Annotated in this window: 11 protein-coding genes; 4 read left to right on the top strand and 7 right to left on the bottom strand. The window is 70.1% G+C overall.

Annotated elements, in window-relative coordinates:
• Positions 1-42: 42 nt before the first annotated feature.
• Both NR798_RS40220 and NR798_RS40215 read right to left on the bottom strand, forming a co-directional pair.
• A complete protein-coding gene (locus NR798_RS40220) occupies positions 43-4,941 on the bottom strand; it encodes an ATP-binding protein (RefSeq protein WP_375767880.1) in 4,899 nt (1,632 codons plus the stop codon).
• A 411-nt stretch (positions 4,942-5,352) separates the two neighbouring features.
• On the bottom strand, positions 5,353-8,262 hold the full coding sequence (locus NR798_RS40215) for a PHB depolymerase family esterase (RefSeq protein ID WP_375767879.1): 2,910 nt from the start codon (positions 8,260-8,262) through the stop codon (positions 5,353-5,355).
• A 352-nt stretch (positions 8,263-8,614) separates the two neighbouring features.
• On the opposite strand from NR798_RS40215, the gene NR798_RS40210 reads away from it, so the two are divergent.
• The 4 genes from NR798_RS40210 (at position 8,615) to NR798_RS40195 (ending at position 13,764) form a co-directional block, all read left to right on the top strand.
• Positions 8,615-10,048 (top strand): esterase/lipase family protein, encoded by a 1,434-nt coding sequence (locus tag NR798_RS40210; protein WP_375767878.1) that lies wholly within the window; start codon positions 8,615-8,617, stop codon positions 10,046-10,048.
• A gap of 99 nt (positions 10,049-10,147) precedes the next feature.
• On the top strand, positions 10,148-11,551 hold the full coding sequence (locus NR798_RS40205) for a hypothetical protein (protein WP_375767877.1): 1,404 nt from the start codon (positions 10,148-10,150) through the stop codon (positions 11,549-11,551).
• 11 nt (positions 11,552-11,562) lie between these two features.
• Complete coding sequence (locus tag NR798_RS40200; RefSeq protein ID WP_375767876.1) at positions 11,563-12,333, top strand: 3-hydroxybutyrate dehydrogenase; 771 nt, start codon at positions 11,563-11,565, stop codon at positions 12,331-12,333.
• Positions 12,334-12,372: 39 nt separating this feature from the next.
• A complete protein-coding gene (locus tag NR798_RS40195) occupies positions 12,373-13,764 on the top strand; it encodes an MFS transporter (RefSeq protein ID WP_375767875.1) in 1,392 nt (463 codons plus the stop codon).
• Positions 13,765-13,777: 13 nt separating this feature from the next.
• Here NR798_RS40195 and NR798_RS40190 read toward each other — a convergent pair whose 3' ends face one another.
• The 5 genes from NR798_RS40190 to NR798_RS40170 all read right to left on the bottom strand — a co-directional run bounded on the left by NR798_RS40190 (position 13,778) and on the right by NR798_RS40170 (position 19,464).
• Positions 13,778-14,662 carry a hypothetical protein gene (locus NR798_RS40190; RefSeq protein ID WP_375767874.1) on the bottom strand — a complete coding sequence of 295 codons (885 nt, stop codon included), beginning with the start codon at positions 14,660-14,662 and terminating at the stop codon, positions 13,778-13,780.
• 115 nt (positions 14,663-14,777) lie between these two features.
• Positions 14,778-16,073 (bottom strand): TolC family protein, encoded by a 1,296-nt coding sequence (locus NR798_RS40185; RefSeq protein ID WP_375767873.1) that lies wholly within the window; start codon positions 16,071-16,073, stop codon positions 14,778-14,780.
• Positions 16,073-17,305, bottom strand: coding sequence for an ABC transporter permease (locus NR798_RS40180; protein ID WP_375767872.1), 1,233 nt, complete (start codon positions 17,303-17,305; stop codon positions 16,073-16,075). Before NR798_RS40180 ends, NR798_RS40185 begins: the two co-directional genes overlap by 1 nt.
• Positions 17,302-18,048 carry an ABC transporter ATP-binding protein gene (locus NR798_RS40175; RefSeq protein ID WP_375767871.1) on the bottom strand — a complete coding sequence of 249 codons (747 nt, stop codon included), beginning with the start codon at positions 18,046-18,048 and terminating at the stop codon, positions 17,302-17,304. The genes NR798_RS40180 and NR798_RS40175 overlap by 4 nt, the downstream gene beginning before the upstream one ends.
• Positions 18,049-18,066: 18 nt before the next feature.
• Entirely contained in the window at positions 18,067-19,464 is a 1,398-nt protein-coding gene (locus tag NR798_RS40170; protein ID WP_375767870.1) for an efflux RND transporter periplasmic adaptor subunit, read from the bottom strand.
• Positions 19,465-19,499: the final 35 nt, after the last annotated feature.

Raw genomic sequence — 19,499 nt, 5'->3', positions numbered from 1 at the left:
CCACTCGCCGCTGGCCGCCTGGCCGGCGGCTGGTGCGTCTCGCTAGTGCGTCTCGATGGACTCGCGCGGCTCCTCGTCGGGGCCGCGGCGGGGCAGGGTGACGGTGAAGGTGGCGCCCTTGCCCAGGGCGCTCTCCACCTCGATGGTGCCCCCGAGCGCCTGGACGATCTCCCGGACGATCCACAGCCCGATGCCGAAGCCGCCGTAGTGGCGCACGGACACGGCGCGCTCGAAGCGCTCGAAGATGCGCGAGGCGTCCTCCTCGGCGATGCCGATGCCTTCGTCGCGCACCCGGAGCCGGGACTGGGTGGCGTCGCCCTCCACGGTGATGTCGATGGGCCGGCCCGCGCCATACTTCGTCGCGTTGGTGAGCAGGTTGACCACCACCTGCTCCAACCGCATGGCGTCCCAGTGGCCCACCAGGGTGGGGGGCAGGTGCAGCCGCACGTCGCACTCGGCGCGTGCGAGCGACTCGCGAGAGCGCTCCACCACCCCGCGCACCACGTGCACCAGGTCCACGTCCTCGAGCTTGCCCAACAGCTGTCCCTGGGCGATGCGCGAGATGTCCAGCAGCTCGTTCACCAGCTTGCCCAGCCGCTGCGTCTGCAGGTTGGCCGACTCCAGCTTGGCGCCGAGCCGCTCCGGGGGCAGCCGCTCGAGGCCCTGGCGCAGCTGGGACATGAGGCCCTGGATGTGGAGCTGCAGCGAGGTGAGGGGCGTCTTCAGCTCGTGCGCGGCGATGGAGAGGAAGTCGTCGCGGCGGCGCACCGCCTCCTGCTCCTCGCGGTAGAGCCGGCCCCGCTCCTCGGAGAGGGCGGCCATGCGCTCGAAACCCTCGGCGTTCTCCAGGGCGGCGCCGGCCAGGATGCACACGAAGGAGGCCAGCCGCTCCTCGTCCTCGCCGAAGAGCTCGCCCACCTGCCGGTGGCTGACGCACACGCACGCCACCGTCTTGCCACGCACCTGGATGGGGGCGCACAGCAGCGAGCGCACGCCCAACAGCTCCATGCTCTCGCTCACCCCGCCGGGCATGCCCTGGCCCATCACCGCCGGCCGCCCCGTCTCCAGCGTCCGGGCGATGGCGGTGCGGCCCACGCCCGCCGCCGCCAGCTCGTCCTCGGGCAGCAGCGCCTCCGGGTCGAACACCACGCAGTGCTCCGGGCGCAGCAGCTCCATCATCGAGCGGCGCGCGGCGTCGAACACCGCCTCGCGGGTGAGGGCGGAGGCGATGCGACGGCCCGCGTCCAGCACCCGGGGGAAGCGGTCCGCCAGCGACAGCGTGTCCGAGCGCTCCGTGCTCCCGGGGCCCTCCTGCCCCAGCCCCTGCTCCAGCTCCTGCAGCTCGCGGGTGGCCGTCTCGAGGTCCGCGGCGGCGCCTGGCCAGCCGAGTGCGCGGCCCACCTGCCCCCGTGCCAGCAGCGTCTGGGCGCGCTCATGGCGCATGCCCAGCTCGTCCGCCACGCTCAGGCTCTGTTCAATCCACCGGCGCGCGCGGCGTGCGCGGCCGGTCATGGCCGCCAGCAGCGCCCGCTCGCGCAGGGCATGGGGGAGGTTGTTGCGGTAGGTGTTCGCCACGTCATGGGCCCGCCGGGCCACGTGCTCGGCGCGCTTCAGCAGCGCCTTGCGCTCATGCGGAGCGAGCGGGGACACCTGCTCGGCGCGCTGGCGCAGGGCGGTGGCGAGCCATCCCGGGATGGGGGACACGTACTCCGAATGCAGGTGCGCCGCCTCGGCGATGCGCTGCGCTTCCTCCAACGTGGCCACCGCGCCCTCGGCATCCCCCTCGCGCAACTGGCGGATGGCCTCCGCCTGGAGCACGCCCGAGTGCGACTGCGGATCCGCCTCCGGGTTGGAGATCTCCCCCTCGAGCAGCCCGCGCGGGATGCGGCCTCCCGAGGCCTTGCCCCAGGCCTCCAGCGCCAGCCGCACCGCGTACCGGTCGCCAATGGCCAGCGCCTCGCCGTGCAGCCGCTGGCTGGTCTCCAGCGCCTCCTTCAACTTCCCCTGCCGGTACAAGCACATGATGGTGTTGAAGGTGGCGTTGTTGACCTCCCAGCGGTCCCCCGTCCGGTCCAGCAGCCGTACCGCCTCGCGGCACTTCTCGATGCTCTCCTCGAAACGGCTCTCCGCGTAGAGGGCCAGGGCGTAGAAGTGCAAGGTCTGTCCTTGTCCCCAGACGTCACCCATCTCCCGGCGCATGGCCAGCGACTTCTCCGCGTAGGCATTGGCCCGGCGGAACCAGGGCAGGGTGGTCATCGCGGGGGAGTGCTCCGAGTAGGCCTGGGCCAGCTCGGGGGTGGGCGGGTAGCGCTCGGCGATGTTGAGATCTCTCAGGTGCGCCCAGATGACGGCCATGCGGCCGCGCAGGTACCAGTAGTTGTAGGCCAGCCGGCTGTAGATATGGACGGCGAGCAGGTCCTCCTCGCTCTTGTCGAGGGGACGGCGTGCCAGCCACAATTTCGGCAGCAGGGTATGGCCCGCCTGCACGCCTACCTCCCAGAGGGCCGCCACGCTCAAGGCGGCGGACGAGCGGGGCACGAAGCGGCCGAGCAGCCGAAGGGCCTGCTCCATGGCCGCGTTGCCCTCGTCCACGTTGCCGCGCCGGAAGGCCAGCTCCCCCAGCTTGGCCAGGGTGCGAGCCTGATCCAGGCGCTCCTGGGCAAGCGACTGGGCGAGCGCGAGCTGCTGTTGGGCGGCGTCATAGCGGCCGCGCAGCATGAGCACGTCGCCGAAGCCGGCGCTGATGCGGAAGCGGATGCCCGGGTCGGCCCCGGCCGCGCCGCGCTCGGCGATGCGGTAGTTGTGCTCCGCCGTCTCGAGGGCGAACTGCTGCCGGGCCCGCTCGGCGGCCACCAGCGCGTAGGGGAGGGCCTGGGTGTACTCACCCGCGGCGTCGAAGTGGTAGGCCAGCTCGAAGGGATCCGCCGGCGGGTTGGCCGCGATGGCGCGCGCCGCCAGCCGGTGCAGCTCCCGGCGCTCCTCGGGCTTGAGCAGACTCAGCAGCGCCTCGCGCAGCTTGTCGTGGACGAAGGTGTAGCGGCCGCCACTGCCCTCCCACAGCATGTGCCGGCGCCGCGGCTCCACCAGCCCCGCCACCACCCGCTCGCGCGGCGTGCCCGACAGGCTCGCCACCCGCTCGAGATCGAAGTTCTTGCCCAGCACCGCGCCCACCGACAGCAGGCGCAGGGACTCCGGCGGCAGCAGCTTCAGGCGGCGCACCAGGAAGGAGGCCGCCTGGCGCGAGGAGCGCACGTGCGCCATGGCCTCGGGGTCCACCTGCCAACCCCGCGGGCCCGGCACCAGTGCGCCGTCCTCCACCAGTCCGTGCAGCACCGCCGAGGCCATGAAGGGGTTGCCCTCCGACAGCCGCACCACCAGCTCCATGGCCTCGCGGGGTAGGGTGCCGGCCATGGACTCCAGCATGCGCGCCACGTCCGCGGGCCCGAAGGCCGTCAGCCGCAGGTGCGCCGCCGGGTTGAGCCGGCGCAGCACGTGTCCAGGGCCTACCTCCTCACTGCGGAAGGACACGATGATCATCACGTGCCCGCCCACGGCGCGGCGTGCCTGCTGCCAGCTCTCCAGGGACCGCAGCGTGGGTTCGTCGGCCCACTGACAGTCCTCGAGCAGCACCACGGCCGGCTCCGCCTCCGTGCCCAGCGCGCCCAGCAGCGTGGTGAGGGCCCAGATGCCGCGGCTCTCGCCGAGGGACTCCGGGCCCAGGCCCTGCTGCGCGGGACGCAGCACCGGCTGCAACTGGGGTAGCACCGTGCACACCGAGGCGGCCTGCTCCTGCAGCCGCTCGCGCAGCAGCTCCGCCAGCCCCGGCCGCTCCAGCGCCGCCGAGGCGATGCCCGAGGCCACGTCCGCGAAGAGCTGGAAGGGTCGCTGCGCGGACTGGGCCACGGCCTGGCCCTGCAACAGCCAGGCGCGGTGCTGGCGGGCGCGCGTGGCGAACTCCTCCAGCAGCCGGCTCTTGCCGCCGCCGCTCTCGGCCTCCACCACCAGCAGCCGCCCCGGCTCGGTGCGGGCGCGCTCCAGCTCGCGCTCCAGCAGCGACAGCTCCTCGTGACGGCCCACGAAGGAGGGCTCGGTGAGGCTGTGGCGCATGTCATGCGCGCCCGCCACCAACTCCGGGTCCTGCTCGCCGCGGGCCAGTGCCGCCTCGATGGCGCGCAGGTCCTCGCGCGCGGACTCGGCGGACTGGTAGCGGTCCTGCGGGTCCGTCTGCAACAGGCGCGCGACCACTTCCTCCAGCGCGCGGGGCACCTCCACGCCGGTGGTGCGCAGCCGGGGCCGCGTGGTGAGGTGCTGGCGCAGCACCTCGCCCACGGAGGCGCCGTCGAAGGCCGGGTGGCCGGCGAGCGCCTCGAAGAGCACCGCGCCCACCGCGTACAGGTCCGAAGTGGCCTCCACCGGACGGTTGAGGAGCCCGGCCTGCTCGGGCGACAGGTAGCGCGCGGTGCCAACCGGCAAGTCTCGCAGCGACGGGTCCAACCGTTCACTGCGCGCCAGGCCGAAGTCCACCAGCGTGGCGCGGGTGAGGGTGGGGCGGCCCTCGACGACGATGTTGGAGGGCTTCACATCCCGGTGGAAGATGCCATGGGCGTGCGTCTCGGCGAGCGCGGCCAGCACACACTGGCCCACGATGAGCGCCTCGGGGACGGACAAGGTGCCGCTGGCGAGCCGCTCCTGGAGCGACACCCCGGGCACGAAGGGCGTCACGAGGAAGAGCAGGTCTCCCCCCGCGCCGAAATGCAGCACGGGCACGAGGTAGGGGCTGTGCAGAGAGCGCAGCACCCCCGCCTCGTGCTCCAGGCGCTGACGCGCGGTGGGGACCAGGGAGACGGCGGATGTCGTCTTGATGACGAGCCGGGCCCCCGTGTGCAGGTCCACCCCGAGCCACGTGGTGATGCCACGGCCCTGCTTGATGCGTTGGGTCAACTCAAAGCGGTTGCCCAGCCGCCTGCCGGGATGCGCCCCTTCCAGAGAGGGTCCAGCCTGTTCGTAGCCCTCCGCCATCAATGCCCTCCCCCTCTGGTCGCACCACCTACGGTGGTGGGGTCGGCGCGTCATCGACAAGCTTGGGACCGCCGAGTGCGGTGCCAAGGGGGGCGAGGCGGCTCATGCTCCAGAGGGTAGGGTGCTTCAAATGAGCAGGCGGGCTCACTTATGCATCCCCCCAGGTATGGGCACGGGGGCCCGTGCTGTCGCCTGGAGAGCAGCGGAGCGGGCGAGCCTCGGAGGTTGGTGCGAAGGGACCCGTGGCATGGCCAGGGTCCCTTCATGCTGTGACGCTCACTCCGGGAGACAGCAACGTCACCCGGAGCGTGGCTCACTGCCCTGGAGGAGGAGCTACTTGTACTCCACCGTCAGGGTGGCGCCGGTGCCCTCGGTGAGGAAGAGGTACGAGGTGCCCGAGGGGTTCTGCTTGAACTGGAGCCGGGCCTGCGTCTTGCCCGTCTTGTTGAGGGAGGCGAGCCCCGAGGCGTTGAAGTCCGCCGAGCTCTGGGTGCCGGTGGTGAACTTGATGATCTCCGCGACGGCGGCGGCGGTGGGGGCCGCGGCGTAGTCGGTGGTCTCGGTGGCGGCGGTGCCGAACGTGCCGTTCTTCAGGTCGATGACGAGCGTGTTGCCGGCTGCGGGGTCGGCCCACGGGTCTCCACCCGCGGAGGACAGCGTCACCTTGAGCGAGGCGCGCACGAGGGTGGCGGTGTCCGGCAGCGACGAGGTGTCGAACGAGAAGAAGGCCCGGTTGATCTTCGCGTCGGTGCCCTTGCCGATGGCCGGGGTGCTGATGGTTCCCACCGCGGGGGAAGTGCCATCCGCGTTCGCCTTCACGTACCCGTCATCCGCCGCGATGCTGGTGAAGGAGACGGTTGTCGTCCCGCCGCTGGTGTTGCTCACGGTCACCAAGGTGTCGTTGTCCGTGCTCACGTTGTTGGCGCCGTCATAGGCCTTGGCCATGAGCGAGTGGCTGCCGTTGGCCACGCCCGCCGTGTTCCAGGTGAACACGTACGGCGCCGCCGTGGAGGTGTCGGCCAGCGAGCCGTCGATGTAGAACTCGACCTTCTTGACGCCGACGGCATCCGAGGCGCTCGCCGTCACGTCCACGGTGCCGCTGACGGTGGCGGCGTTGGCCGGGGCGGTGATGTTGACGGTGGGGGGCGTGGTGTCGGTGGAGGCGCTCGGCGGGCCCACGGAGATGCTGTCCACCCAGGCCTTGGCGCGGCTGAGGTTGGAGCCGGTGTCCGTCGCCGTGACGATGAACTTCAGGATGACGGTCCGGTTGGCATACGCGGAGAGGTCGATGTCGGCGCGCTGCGTCCAGCTGGCCTCGGTGACGGTGCCCATGCCCGTCTTGGTGACGGAGTCCACGACGTTGTCGGCGCCGTTGTTGACGACGACCTTGAAGCTGGCCGAGGCCATGGTGTTGGCACCGGAGAGGTCCAGCTTGCGCCAGTAGGTGAGCCGGGGGTTGGAGGTGAGCGTGACGCTGACGCTCGCGGTGCGGGTGACGGTGTTGAAGGCGGGCGTGGCGGAGCCCAGGAGGGACTGGCTGCCGGTGACGCCGGTCTGGTCGCTGGTGTCGAGCGCCCACTCGGTGATGCTCCAGCCCGCGTTGTCGGGGCCGACGTTGGAGAAGCGCTCGGTGAAGCGCACCGAGTTCTGGTCCACCGTCACGGACACGGTGGCGGAGGTGGCCGTGTTGCCCGCGGCGTCGTAGGCGCGCGCCTGGAGGTTGTGGACGCCCGTGGAGTACGCGGTGGTGTTCCAGTTGTACGTGTACGGCCCGGCCTGCAGCGACGCGACGCCCTGGCCCACCACGGCTCCGTCGATGAGGAACTCGACCTTGGTCACCCCGGTGTCGTCCGCGGCGGTGACGGCGATGTCGACGCCGCCAGCCACGGTGGCGCCGGCGGTGGGGAAGGTGATGGCCACGGTGGGCGCCGTGGTGTCGGAGATGCCGCCCGTCACGGTGACGGAGACGGTGCTGGAGGTGGTGGTGTTGCCCGCGGCGTCATAGGCCCGGGCCACCAGCGTATGGGTGCCGTTGGTGGCCGCCGCGGTGTTCCAGCTGTATGCGAAGGGCGACGCCGTGTCGGTGCCCACCAGGGTGTTGTCGATGGAGAACTCGACCTTGGCGACGCCGACGTTGTCGGTGGCGCTGGCCGTCACGTTCACCGTGCCGCTCAGGGTGGCGCCGTTGGCCGGCGCGGAGATGCTCACCGTGGGCCGGACGGTGTCGGAGTTGTCGAGCCCGAAGAACTTCGCCACGTACCAGGTGGAGCAGATGTCCGTGTCCAGGATGTACGCGCCCGCCGTGCCGCACGCCACGGTGGTGCCGGGGAACTTGAAGGCCGGGTCGATGGGCGTGCCGTGCCCCATGCCCGTGAGGGCGTACGTCTCCACCAGCACGTTGCCCGCGGTGTCCGTGTAGCCCTTGTGGGGGTAGCCGGCGACGGTGTCATTGATGTCCGCCGTCTGGTCGATGCCGTGCACCGCCGTCCACTGCTCCATGGCCTCCGACTGGTTGGTGTTCTTCACGGTGTAGTCGGACGTGCCGTGCCAGATGGAGATCTTCGGGTACGGGCCGGTGTAGCCGGCGTAGGCGTTGCGGACCAGGTCCCTCCACGCCGTGGGCGTCTTGTCCGCGCCCGGGCTCATGCAGGAGAACGCATCGTTCATCGTCAGCGCGCACTTGTACGGCACGCCGGCCATCACGGCCGCCCCGGAGAAGACGTCCGGGTAGGCCGCCGCCATGACGTGCGTCATCGCGGCCCCCGCCGACAGGCCGGTGACGAAGACGCGGCTTCCGTCGATGGAGTGGTCCACCTTCATCTTGTCCACCATCTGCTTGATGGAGAGCGCCTCGCCCTGGCCGCGCGCGATGTCACCCGGCTCGAACCAGTTGAAGCAGATGTTCTGGTTGTTCTCCTTCAGCTGCTCCGGATAGAGCACGTAGAACTTGAGCTGGTCCGCCAGCGCGTTCCAGCCCGTGTTGGGGTAGGCGCCGGCCTGCTGGGTGCAGCCGTGCATCGCCACCACCATCGGGGCGTTGGCGGGGAGGCCCGCGGGCACGTACTTCCACATCTTCAGGTTGCCGGGGTTGGTACCAAAGCCCGTCACCTCCGTGAGCGAGCTCCGGGCCTCCCCCAGCACATCCACGGGAGGTGTCTCCTCGGGGGGCGGCATGCCCTCGCACCCGAGCACCGAAAGCGTGAGAAGTGCTCCCACTGCTCCTGCGAAACGACGCTTCATCATGGGGATCCTCCCTGGAAAGGGGAGGTAATGCCTTAACACAATTCATTGAATACTGCTTATGCGGTTTCTTGTCAGGGAATCACGCCGCGCATGACGCGCAATGTCAAACCCGCGCGAACATGAAGCTAGCATCATCAAGACATGAACCCGGCATCAGGTTGAGCCACCGAGTATGACGCGTGACGTCAAGGCTCCGAGGGCCGCGCGAACATGAACCCGGCATCATACAAACATGAGTCCGGCTTCATGTTAGGGTAGGATGCCGCCGCCGCCCCGAAGGCCGGCCCCGAGCAGGCGCCACCCGACACGTGCAGTCCCCCAACGCCTCTCGTCTTCCCCACAGGAGCCACACATGAGGATGTCCAAGTTCTCCCTCCGCTTCTACGCGACCGGTCTCGCGGCGTGCGCGCTGCTCGCATGCGAGAAGCCCAACGGCAATGGCAACGGCAACGGAAACGGTGAGGAGGACGTCGTCTCGGTGGAGCAGTGCCGCAAGCAGATCTCCGCCCGGCACGACGAGCTGGTGGCCGCTGGAGTGGACGTGGCCAACTGGTCCTTCCGCGACGCGCCCGAGATGGCGGATCCCGGGCTCACCGAGCGCCAGACGCCCGCGACGTACAAGCAGTACGACGGCAAGTACCGCCCGCTGAGCAACCACCCCGGCTGCTCCATCGAGAACCTCTACTACGACAAGGCGAACACCACCGGCTCCACGCCCTACAAGGACGGCAACGACGACGGCAAGTGGACCGGGGATGGCGTCTTCGGTGGCCCCAACAAGGCCACCAACCACATCGACGGGGACGTGGCCCGCATCCCTGGCTACAACTGCGCCGCCAAGGAGTACACCCAGGCCAACGAGGACACCTCCAAGCCCATCGTCATCCTGGTCCACGGCAACTCCACCCGGCCGCACTCCTGGGAGAAGTTCCTCCTGCCGGCGGGCACAACCATCAACTCCGCCTTCGAGAAGGTGCAGTTCAACCCGGACACCGAGGAGCGGGTGCAGCTGGCCGAGGCGCTGATCGCCGAGCGCTACCGCGTCGTCGCGGTGGACTTCCGCACGGACCTGATCGCCACCGTGGACCCCACCGGCAACAGCACCACGGAGAACGCGGCGGGCAACATCGACCACGGCTGGTCCACGCCCATCCTCCAGTCCCTCATCAAGGCGGTGATGCTCAACAACCCCAACCGCAAGGTGGCGCTCGTCGGCCACTCGCTGGGCGTGACGGTGGTGCGCGATGCGCTGCGCCGGCTGTACGTGGAGCACGTGGACGGCAAGCCGGAGTCCGTCAACCCCTACACGCGGGTGAGCCACGTCATCCTCGGCTCGGGCGCCAACCACGGCGTGTCCACCTACGACAGCGGGCTGTGTACGGCCAACCCCACCATGCGTGGCACCATCGTTTGTGAGATGGGCAGCCGCTCCAACTACACGCAGACGTACTTCCACAAGCCGCTCAACGGCCCTCGCGACCTGTTCGCCACGCCGTGCGCGGACGGTGACTACGCCTTCGGCAAGACGGGCCAGTGCGACGGCAACGTGGTGAAGTACTACACCCTCACCATGACGGACATCGAGCAGGGCGCCAACTACCAGGACTTCTACGTGTCCGAGTCCGCCTCGCGCATCGACCTGGCGGACTGCACGGTGAACAAGCTGACGACGCTCAACGACTACGACACCAGCGGTTACTTCAACAAGGGCTTCATCGCCAACCACTTCGGCTCCCTGCGCTCGTCGGCGGGCCTGAAGCTCGTCATGGGGTATCTGGCGAAGTAGCCGCCTTCCCTGGCAGTGTTGCTCCGCCGCCCGCGCCCGTGGCTGCTGCGCGGGCGGCGTCTCCCCTTCTGGAGAGCAGCCCAAGAAAGTCACCCCCCCATGACTCCCTCCTTCCCCACCGCGTCCCGCGTGGCGCTCGTGTGCACGCTGGCCTCCGCCCTGCTGTCGGCTCCCGCCCGCGCCCAGACCTCCGAGGCCGCCGCTCCGGCGTCTGGCGACGCGCCCGTCGCGCAGGCCGCTCCCGCCCTCACCCCGCAGGCTCCCGCGAAGCCCGATGCCGAGGCCAAGCAGGACCCGGAGGCGCTGGTGCTGGGTGCTCCGACGCCCGCGACCCGGCCCCTCTTCGCCCTGGGCAGCGACACGTACTTCATCAGCCCGGTGCTCTCCATCGCGGGCGGTCTCCAGTCGGAGAACCTGCTGGTGAACCCCAACCCGGAGAAGGAGGGCCGCATCACCACGGTGGCGCTCGCGCGCTTCGGCGCCGAGGGACGGCTGGGCCCCTACGTCACCTTCCGCAGCGAGTTCGAGCGCAACATCCGCAGCCACGGCTCCGGCATCTGGGAGGGCACGGCCTCCATGTCGGTGCGCGACCAGGTGCTGCGCCTGCAGCGGTGGGGCGCCACGGTGGAGGCGGGCATCATCCTGGACCCGGCCAGCGTGGACTACTTCTCCGCGCACATGGGCGACGTGCTCCTGGCGGACAAGTACACGCGGGATCCGCTGCTCTACAGCGGCTTCAACCGCGGCCAGGGCGTGCAGGCGCGCTACTCGCGCTGGGGCCTCACCGCCGGCCTGAGCTACACCGAGGCCAACCCGCTGAGCTCCTCGGCCTCCTTCATGGTGGGTGGCTCCTTCGGTGGCAACAGCCGCTTCTGGGAGCGGCCCCTGGGCAACTTCCGCAACGGCCAGCCGGATGACGACATCCACTTCCGCGTCATCAGCCCCTCGCTCTCCTACGAGCACCCCTGGTTCGAGGCCAAGGCCATGGCCCAGCTCTTCAGCATCAACTACCAGGCCACCTCCACGCAGGATCCGCCCCTCCAGGGCTACAACCTGCGCGGCGGCGTGAAGCTCAAGCTCAAGGGCATGGTGCCGGCGCTGCCCTTCGAGGTGACGCCCTTCTTCAACGTGGCGCGCGTGCAGAACGACGTCGTCAACTCGGTCTCGGGCTACAGCAACCAGTTGCTGGAGACGCCCTTCGACGCCCTCACCCTGTCGGGCGGCCTGGACGTCTTCCTCTTCGGCCGCTCGGGCGTGGGCTTCAACGTCGTGCGCGTGGCGGACCACACGCCTTCCTTCATTCCGCCCACCGGCGGCACCAGCGCCAGCGAGCCCGTCACCAGCACGGGGATGACCTACTTCAACGTGGGCGCGACGTGGTGGATGTTCGATCAGGTGGCGCTGGGTGCGCGCGTGGCCACCTACGCGCGTGACATCGAAGGCAAGCCGGAGCTGAAGGAGCGCGACCTGTCGGCCTTCCTCACGCTGCGGATGATTCTCTGAGAGGCACGTCCATGGGAGAGCTGACGGGGAAGAGCGCGCTCGTGACGGGCGCGGCGAGTGGAATCGGCCGGGCGGTGGCCGAGGACCTGGGCGCGCGGGGCGCCCGGGTGCTGGTGTCGGACCTGGACGAGGCCGGTGCGCGCGCGGTGGCCGCGGGGATTCCGGGCGCCGTCGCGCAGCGGGCCGACGTGTCCTCGCGCGAGGACTGCCGGGCCCTGGTGGATCGGGCCCAGAAGGAGTGGGACCGGCTCGACATCCTGGTGAACAACGCCGGGCTCCAGCACGTGTCTCCGGTGGAGGAGTTCCCGGAGGATCGCTGGGAGCTGATGATCCGCATCATGCTGGTGGGGCCCTTCCTGCTGACGAAGTACGCCCTGCCGCTGATGTACGCGCGCAAGTGGGGACGCATCATCAACGTCTCCTCGCTGCACGGGCTGGTGGCGTCGCCGTACAAGTCGGCCTACATCTCCGCCAAGCACGGGCTGATGGGGCTGACGAAGACGGTGGCGCTCGAGGCCGCGGACAAGGGCGTGACGGTCAACGCCATCTGCCCCAGCTACGTGCGCACGCCCCTGGTGGAGAAGCAGATCGCCGACCAGGCCCGCGTGCACGGCCTCACCGAGACGGAGGTCATCGAGCGCATCATGCTGGCCCCCGCGGCGGTGAAGCGCCTGCTGGAGCCGAGTGAAGTCGCCGCCTACGTGGCCTTCCTGTGCTCGGAGGCCGCGGGTGGCATCACCGGCGCCGCCCAGGTGATGGACTGCGGCTGGACCGCCCGCTGAAACGCAGCACCCGTACCACTTCATGACAGGGGAAACACCGTGACGGTACCCAACGCCTCCCAGGCGCCCGAGCAGGCCCAGCACACGAACATCTGGAAGGTGGCCGCCGCGAGCTTCATCGGCACGGCCGTGGAGTGGTACGACTTCTTCCTGTACGGAACGGCGGCGGCGCTCATCTTCAACCGCCTCTTCTTCCCCTCGTTCGACCCGTTGATGGGCACGCTGGCCGCGTTCGCCACCTTCGCGGTGGGCTTCGTGGCGCGGCCGCTCGGCGGCATCATCTTCGGCCACTTCGGCGACAAGCTCGGGCGCAAGTCCATGCTGAGCGCCACGCTGATGATCATGGGCCTGGCCACGTTCGCCATCGGTCTGCTGCCCACCTACGAGACCGTCGGCGTGTGGGCGCCCATCCTGCTGGTGCTGCTGCGCATCCTCCAGGGCTTCGGCCTGGGCGGGGAGTGGGGCGGCGCGGTGCTGATGGCCGTGGAGCACGCTCCCGCCCACCGGCGCGGCTTCTACGGGAGCTGGCCGCAGATGGGCGCGCCCGCGGGCCTGCTGGTGGCCAACGCCGTGTTCTCCGTCTTCTCCCGCCTGCCCGAGGAGCAGTTCGTCTCGTGGGGCTGGCGCGTGCCCTTCCTCTTCAGCGCGGTGCTCATCGGCATTGGCGTCTTCATCCGCGTGAGCGTCGCCGAGTCCCCCGCCTTCCGCGCGCAACAGGCCGCCCACGCCCAGCCCAAGGCCGGGGGCGCTGGCGAGAAGCTCCCCATCCTCGAGGTGCTGCGCACCTACCCCCGGCAGATCCTCCTCGCCATGGGGGCGCGCTTCGCGGAGAACGGCTTCTTCTACATCGTCACCACGTTCGTCCTCACCTACGGCACCGAGCAGCTCAAGCTGGACAAGGCCACCATGCTCAACGGCGTGCTCGCGGCCACCACCGTGCACCTGGTGGCCATCCCCGCCTTCGGGGCGCTGTCGGACGTGGTGGGACGCCGTCCCGTCTACCTCGGGGGCGCGGTGGGCTGCGCACTGCTGGCCTTCCCCTTCTTCTGGCTCATCGACACCCGGTCCACGGCCCTCATCGTGGTGGCCATCTCGCTGGGCATCATCGCGCACGCGGCCATGTACGGGCCCCAGGCCAGCTTCTTCTCGGAGCTCTTCGGTACGCGCGTGCGCTACAGCGGCGCCTCGCTGGGCTACCAGATGGCCTCGGTGTTCGCCGGCGGCCTCTCGCCCCTCACCGCCACCTTCCTGCTGTCGCGCACCGGGGGCAAGCCCTGGCCCGTGTCGCTCTACATGGTGGGCCTGGCGCTCGTCACCCTCGTCTCCGTGTACCTCTCCGCCGAGACGTTCCGCGGCCACCTCACCGAGCCGGCCCCCAAGGCCCCCGCGGACGGTGCCGCGGGGACCGGTGAACGGCGCGAGGTGGCCTGAGCTTCAGGCCGTCTCAGTAGGCGTAGGTGGCCATGTCGGCGCGGACCACACCGACGATGTTCTCCCAGTTGCCGTTCTGGTAGTGGTTGTGGTTCTCGCCGTCATCGCGGAACGACACCGTGTGGTAGCTCCACTTGGCCTTGCCGTTGCTGGTGGCGGCGGTGCCCGTGTTCAGGGTGCCGTCGCAGAACCAGTCGCCGGGGTTGCAGAAGCCACCCTTGACGGAGACGCCGCCGGTGGAGTGGTAGGCCACGGCCTCGTCGTCCTGCCCGGAGAGGATGCCGGAGTAGGCCGTGCCCTTGGCGCCGGCGAACATGTAGAACCAGGCCGAGCGCGTGGTGTTGTGGTTGAACATGCCGCGCGCCGTGGAGGTGACCAGGTCGCCCACGATGGGATCGCTCGTCGCCCACTCGCCGTTGTCGGCCAGCTCGCTGCCGCCGCCGGCGCCCGAGGCCACGTCCACCCACTTGATGTTCCAACCCACCTGGGTGGTGCCGTCGGTGTTGCCGCACACGCCCGTGGAGTTGGGGACGGCGTTCTTCTTGTAGCGCGCCGAGCCGCCGTACATGGACAGCGCGTAGCCGATCTGCAGGTCGCCCGCGCTGTGCACGGCGATGTAGCACCAGTTGGTGCCGGTGCAGAAGCAGTCGAGCGCGTCACGGATGCGGAAGTTCTCCACGGAGATCTTCTGCCGGCCATCCCAGTTGACGGCCTTCTTGTTCACGCCGGCGCTGACGGTGCTCGGGCCCCAGTTGGAGAAGTCGGCATAGTTGCCGCGCTGGGTACCGCCGCCGTTCTTGCCGTGGATCCACAGCGAATAGTTGGTGGCCGAGGCTTCCGGGGCCACGAGGAGGGCGGCGGTGGCCGTCGCCGCGAGGACTGCCGTACGGATGGTCATGGGGACTTCCTGTAATGGGGGTTCACGCCCGCCCGTCTGCCAGGAGGGCGAGCGCAAATCCTACCACCAAGATTTCCCGCTTAATACAGACAACCCTTGAAAACCGGAGGAGTGTTCACCCGGTGGGGCCCGGCTGACGCCCCAGGGCCCGCGCCAGCTCCGTGCGCGCGGTGGCCAGGTTGTACGTGGCCTGGACACGCTGCACGGCCGCGTTGGTGGCGGAGAGCTGCGCGTCGGACAGCTCGATGATGTTGCCCACGCCCGCGCGGTAGCGGCCCTCGGCCAGCCGCAGCCGCTCGCGGGCATTGGTGAGCGCCTCCTCGGTGGCGGACACGCTCTCGCGCGCGGCGTTCACCGCCAGCTGCGCGCGCTCCACCTCCAGCCGCACCTGCTGGCGCAGCGCGTCACGCTGGGCCTGGAGGCCGTTGAGGTTGGCCTGCTGCTCGCGCACCTGGGCGCGGGTGAGGCCACCCTCGAACAGGGGCCAGCTCAGGCCCACCTGCCCGCTCACGCCCCACTGCAGGTCCGTCGGGTCCGCACCGGCCTGCGAGCCCGACACCGAGGCGGAGATCCTCGGCCAGTACCCGCCGCGCGCGGCGGAGATTTGAAGCTCCTGGGCGCGCAGCTGGTGCTCGCTCGCGGCCAGCTCGGGCCGGCCCTGGAGCGCGGCGTCCACCAGCAGGTCCACGGCCTGGTCCTCGCCCTCCACGGGGCCCACCGCCACGTCCTGGACGGCGTAGTCGGTGGGGCCTTCCAGGCCCATGGCCTGGTTGAGCTGGGCCTTGCTGGTGGCGGCGTTGTTGCGCGCCTGGATGAGCTGCACCTGGGCGTTGGCCACCGCCGTGCGCTGCTGCAGCAGGTCGATCTCCGGCCGGGTGCCCACCTGCACCTGGGCGTTGACCTGTCCCAGGCGCGCCCGCTCGTTCTCCAGCGTTTCCTGGGCCACCTGCACCAGCGACTGCTGGGCCAGGACTTTGAAGTAGGCCGTCTGCACGTTGGCCAGCACGTCCACCCGCGTCTGGTTCTCCGTCTGCTTCTGGGCCTGGGCGGACTGCTGGGCGGAGCGCCACCGGCCCGTGGTGCGGCCGAAGTCCCAGATGAGCTGGTTGACGGACGCGCCCGCGTTGATGCCCTCGCGGCTGATGAAGCCGGAGGAGGTCGTCGTGCTCACGCTGTTCTTCTCGGACAGGGAGCGCTGGTAGGTGAGGTTGGCGCTCACCTGGGGCAGCAGCGAGGAGAAGTTCTGGTCCACGCGGGCGTTGGCCGCGGAGGTGCTGGCCTGGGCCTGGCGCAGCTGCGGCTGCCGCTCGGAGGCGGTACGCAGGGCCTCGTCCAGGGTAAGCACGCGCTGCTGGGCAAACGCGGGGCTGGCGGCGAGCAGCAGGGCGAGAACGGGAAGAAGGGTTCGCATCACTCGTACCTCAGGGCGTCGATGGGATCGAGCTGGCTCGCCTTGCGCGCGGGGTAGAGGCCGAAGCCCACGCCCACGAGCGCGCTGAAGCCGAGCGCGATGAGAATGACATCCGGGCGGACCAACAGGGGCCATTGGAACTGGGTGGCGAGGAACTGGGCCACGCCCAGGCCCGCCGCCGCGCCGATGAGTCCTCCGAGCAGCGCCAGCGTCAGCGCCTCGATGAGGAACTGGGCGAGGATGTCCCGGGGCCTCGCGCCCACCGCCACGCGCACGCCAATCTCCCGGGTGCGCTCGGTGACGCTCACCAGCATGATGTTCATGATGCCGATGCCCCCCACCACCAGGGACACGGCGGCGATGGAGGCCAGCAGAAGGCTGAGCGTCTCGGTGCTCTGCTGGCGGCTGTTGGCCAGCTCGGACAGGTCCCTCACGTCGAAGTCGTTGGCGGCGTCCTCGGCGAGCCGGTGCCGCTCGCGCAGCAGCGTGGTGATGTCCTGCTGGGCCTTCGCGGTGCCGGCGCTGGCATCCGCCTGCACGTTGAGGACACCGGTGATGTACTTGCCCAGGCTCTGCGACTGCAGCTGCCGTTGGAAGGTGGTGGCGGGGACGAGGATGCTGTCGTCGTAGTCCTGCCCCATGGGCGACTGTCCCTTGCGCACCGTCATGCCGATGATGGTGAAGGGCGTCTTCTTGATGCGGATGACCTGGCCCACCGGGTCGAAGCCCGCGCCATAGAGCTTCTCCACCACCGTCTGGCCGATGACGGCCACCTTGGTGCCCGCCTCCACGTCCGCCTCGGTGAAGCGCCGGCCCGTGGCGAGGGTCCAGCCGCGCACGTCGAAGTAGTCGGGCGTGGTGCCCGTGACGCTCGTGGTCCAGTTCTGGTCCTCGGAGAACACCTGGGTGCTGGTGCGCATCTCCGGGGCGGCGGCGCGCACGCTCGGCAGTTGCGTGCGGATGGCCTCCAGGTCGTCCCAGGTGAGGGTGGGCTGGCTGCCAAAGCCTCCCCGCGCGCCGCCCGCGTTGCTGGAGCCGGACGTGACGATGAGCATGTTGGTGCCCATCGCGTCGAACACCTTCTGGACGCTGGCCCGGGCCCCATCGCCAATGGCCACCATGGCGATGACGGCCCCCACGCCGATGATGATGCCCAGCGCGGTGAGGAAGGAGCGCATCTTGCTGCGCAGCAGTGAGCGCACCGCCAGCGACATCGTCTCGAGCACGTTCATGACACGGCCTCCTCGAGCGGCGGCACTTCCGCGGGCACCGGCTGCTGGCGCTTGTCCGAGATGATGCGCCCGTCCCGCACCACCACCACGCGCCCGGCATGGCTGGCGATGTCCGGCTCGTGCGTCACCAGCACGAGGGTGATGCCCTCGTGACGCAGCTCCTGGAAGAGCGCCATCACCTCCACGCTGGTGCGCGAGTCCAGGTTGCCCGTGGGCTCGTCGGCGAGGATGACGCGGGGTTGGCTCACCAGTGCCCGGGCGATGGCCACGCGCTGCTGCTGGCCACCGGAGAGCTGGCGCGGGTGGTGGTCCAGGCGCGCGCCCAGGCCCACCCGCTCGAGCGCCTCGCGGGCCCGCCGCTTGCGCTCGCGCGCGGGCACCCCAGCGTAGAGCAAGGGCAGCTCCACGTTCTCCAGGGCGCTGGTGCGCGCCAGCAGGTTGAAGCTCTGGAAGACGAAGCCCAGGGTGCGGTTGCGCACGATGGCCAGGCCGTTGCGGTCCAGGCGCGACACGTCCTGGCCGTCCAGGAAGTACTGGCCCGCGGTGGGCCGGTCCAGACAGCCGAGGATGTTCATCAGGGTGGACTTCCCCGAGCCGCTCGAACCCATGATGGCCACGAACTCGCCCGACTCCACGTTGAAGTCCACGCCCTGCAGGGCCGCCACCTCCACGTCTCCCGTCCGGTAGATCTTGCTCACGCCCCGCAGGGCGATGAGCGGCATCTGCTCGAGATGAACACCCATGTCGTGCCTCACGCCCACCTAGAAGGGCCCCGGGGGACGGAAGCCGCCACCGGTCCTGCCGCCACCCGCGCCCGTCCGCTGGCCGGTGCCAGCGCCCTGCGAGGACTGCGCGCTCTGCGCACCCGCGGCCATGGCGGTGATGACCTGATCGCCCTCGCGCAGCTCTCCCTCCACCTCCGTGTACGAGCCGTCCGTCACGCCGGCCTTCACGCGCACGGGCCAGGGCCGCCCCTCGCGCAGGACGAACACCGTCTTGGTGCCGGGCGCGGGCTTCTCGAACGTGCCCGCGCCACCCTGGGCTCCCGCGCCACCCTGGGCTCCCGCGCCGCCCACGCCGGGGCCCGGCCGCGCCGTTCCCGCGGGGGGCTCCGGGGGCCGGAAGCGCAGCGCCGCGTTGGGCACGGTCACCACGTCCTCCCGGTGCGCGGTGACGAAGGTGACGTTGGCCGTCATGCCCGGCTTGAGCTTCAGCTCCGGGTTGGCCACGTCGATGACGGCGTCATAGGTGACGACGTTCTGCACCGTCTGGGAGGCGTTGCGGATCTGCCGGATGACACCTTCGAAGCTCACCCCCGGCCAGGCATCCACGGTGAAGGTGGCGCGCATGCCGTCCTGCAAGCGGCCCACGTCGGACTCGGCCACGCTGGTGTCCACCTGCATCTTGCGCAGATCCTCGGCGATGGTGAACAGGGTGGGGGCCTGCAGCGAGGCCGCCACCGTCTGGCCCACGTCCACGCTGCGCGAGATGACGATGCCGTCGGTGGGGGACACGATGGTGGCGTAGCGCAGGTTCACCTCCGCCTCGTTGAGCGCGGCCTGCGCCTGGGCCAGCGAGGCCTCCGCCGAGGTCACCTGCGCCTGGGCCACCTGCGCGGAGGACTCGGCGGTGTCCAACTCCGACTGGGAGATGAACTGCTGGTCGCGCAGGGTCTTGGAGCGATCGGCTTGGCGGCGGGAGTTGTCCGCCTCCACGCGCGCCTTCTGCACGTTGGCCCTCGCGGCGATGAGGTTGGCCCGGGACCGCTCCACTGCGGCCTGGAGCAGCTGCGGGTCGATGCGGGCAATCACCTGGCCCTTCTTCACCGGCGAGTTGTAGTCGACGAGGATCTCCTGGATACGGCCGGACACTTGGCTGCCCACCTGCACCGTCACCAGGGCGGACACCGTGCCCGTCGCCGTCACGCGCGACTCGACATCGCGCCGCTGCACCGCCGTCGTCTCGAAGCTGGCCGCCGGATCCTTCGCCTTGGGCCGGGCGAGCCACACGCCCGCCACTACCACTACGGCGATGAGTCCCAGCCACAGGGGCCACCGTGCGGGCAGGTGCCAGCGCCGGGTGCCTTCCACCGGCACGGGCCTGGGCTGGAGCGGAGGGGACTGCTCTTCGTGTCGCGGTAGCTCGGTCGTTGACCTCATGGGCCAAGATCTATGCGCCGCGATGTTTCGGTGAA

Source organism: Archangium gephyra, from assembly GCF_042230915.1.
GTDB lineage: Bacteria > Myxococcota > Myxococcia > Myxococcales > Myxococcaceae > Archangium > Archangium gephyra_B.
This window is presented reverse-complemented; position numbering and strand designations above follow the sequence as displayed.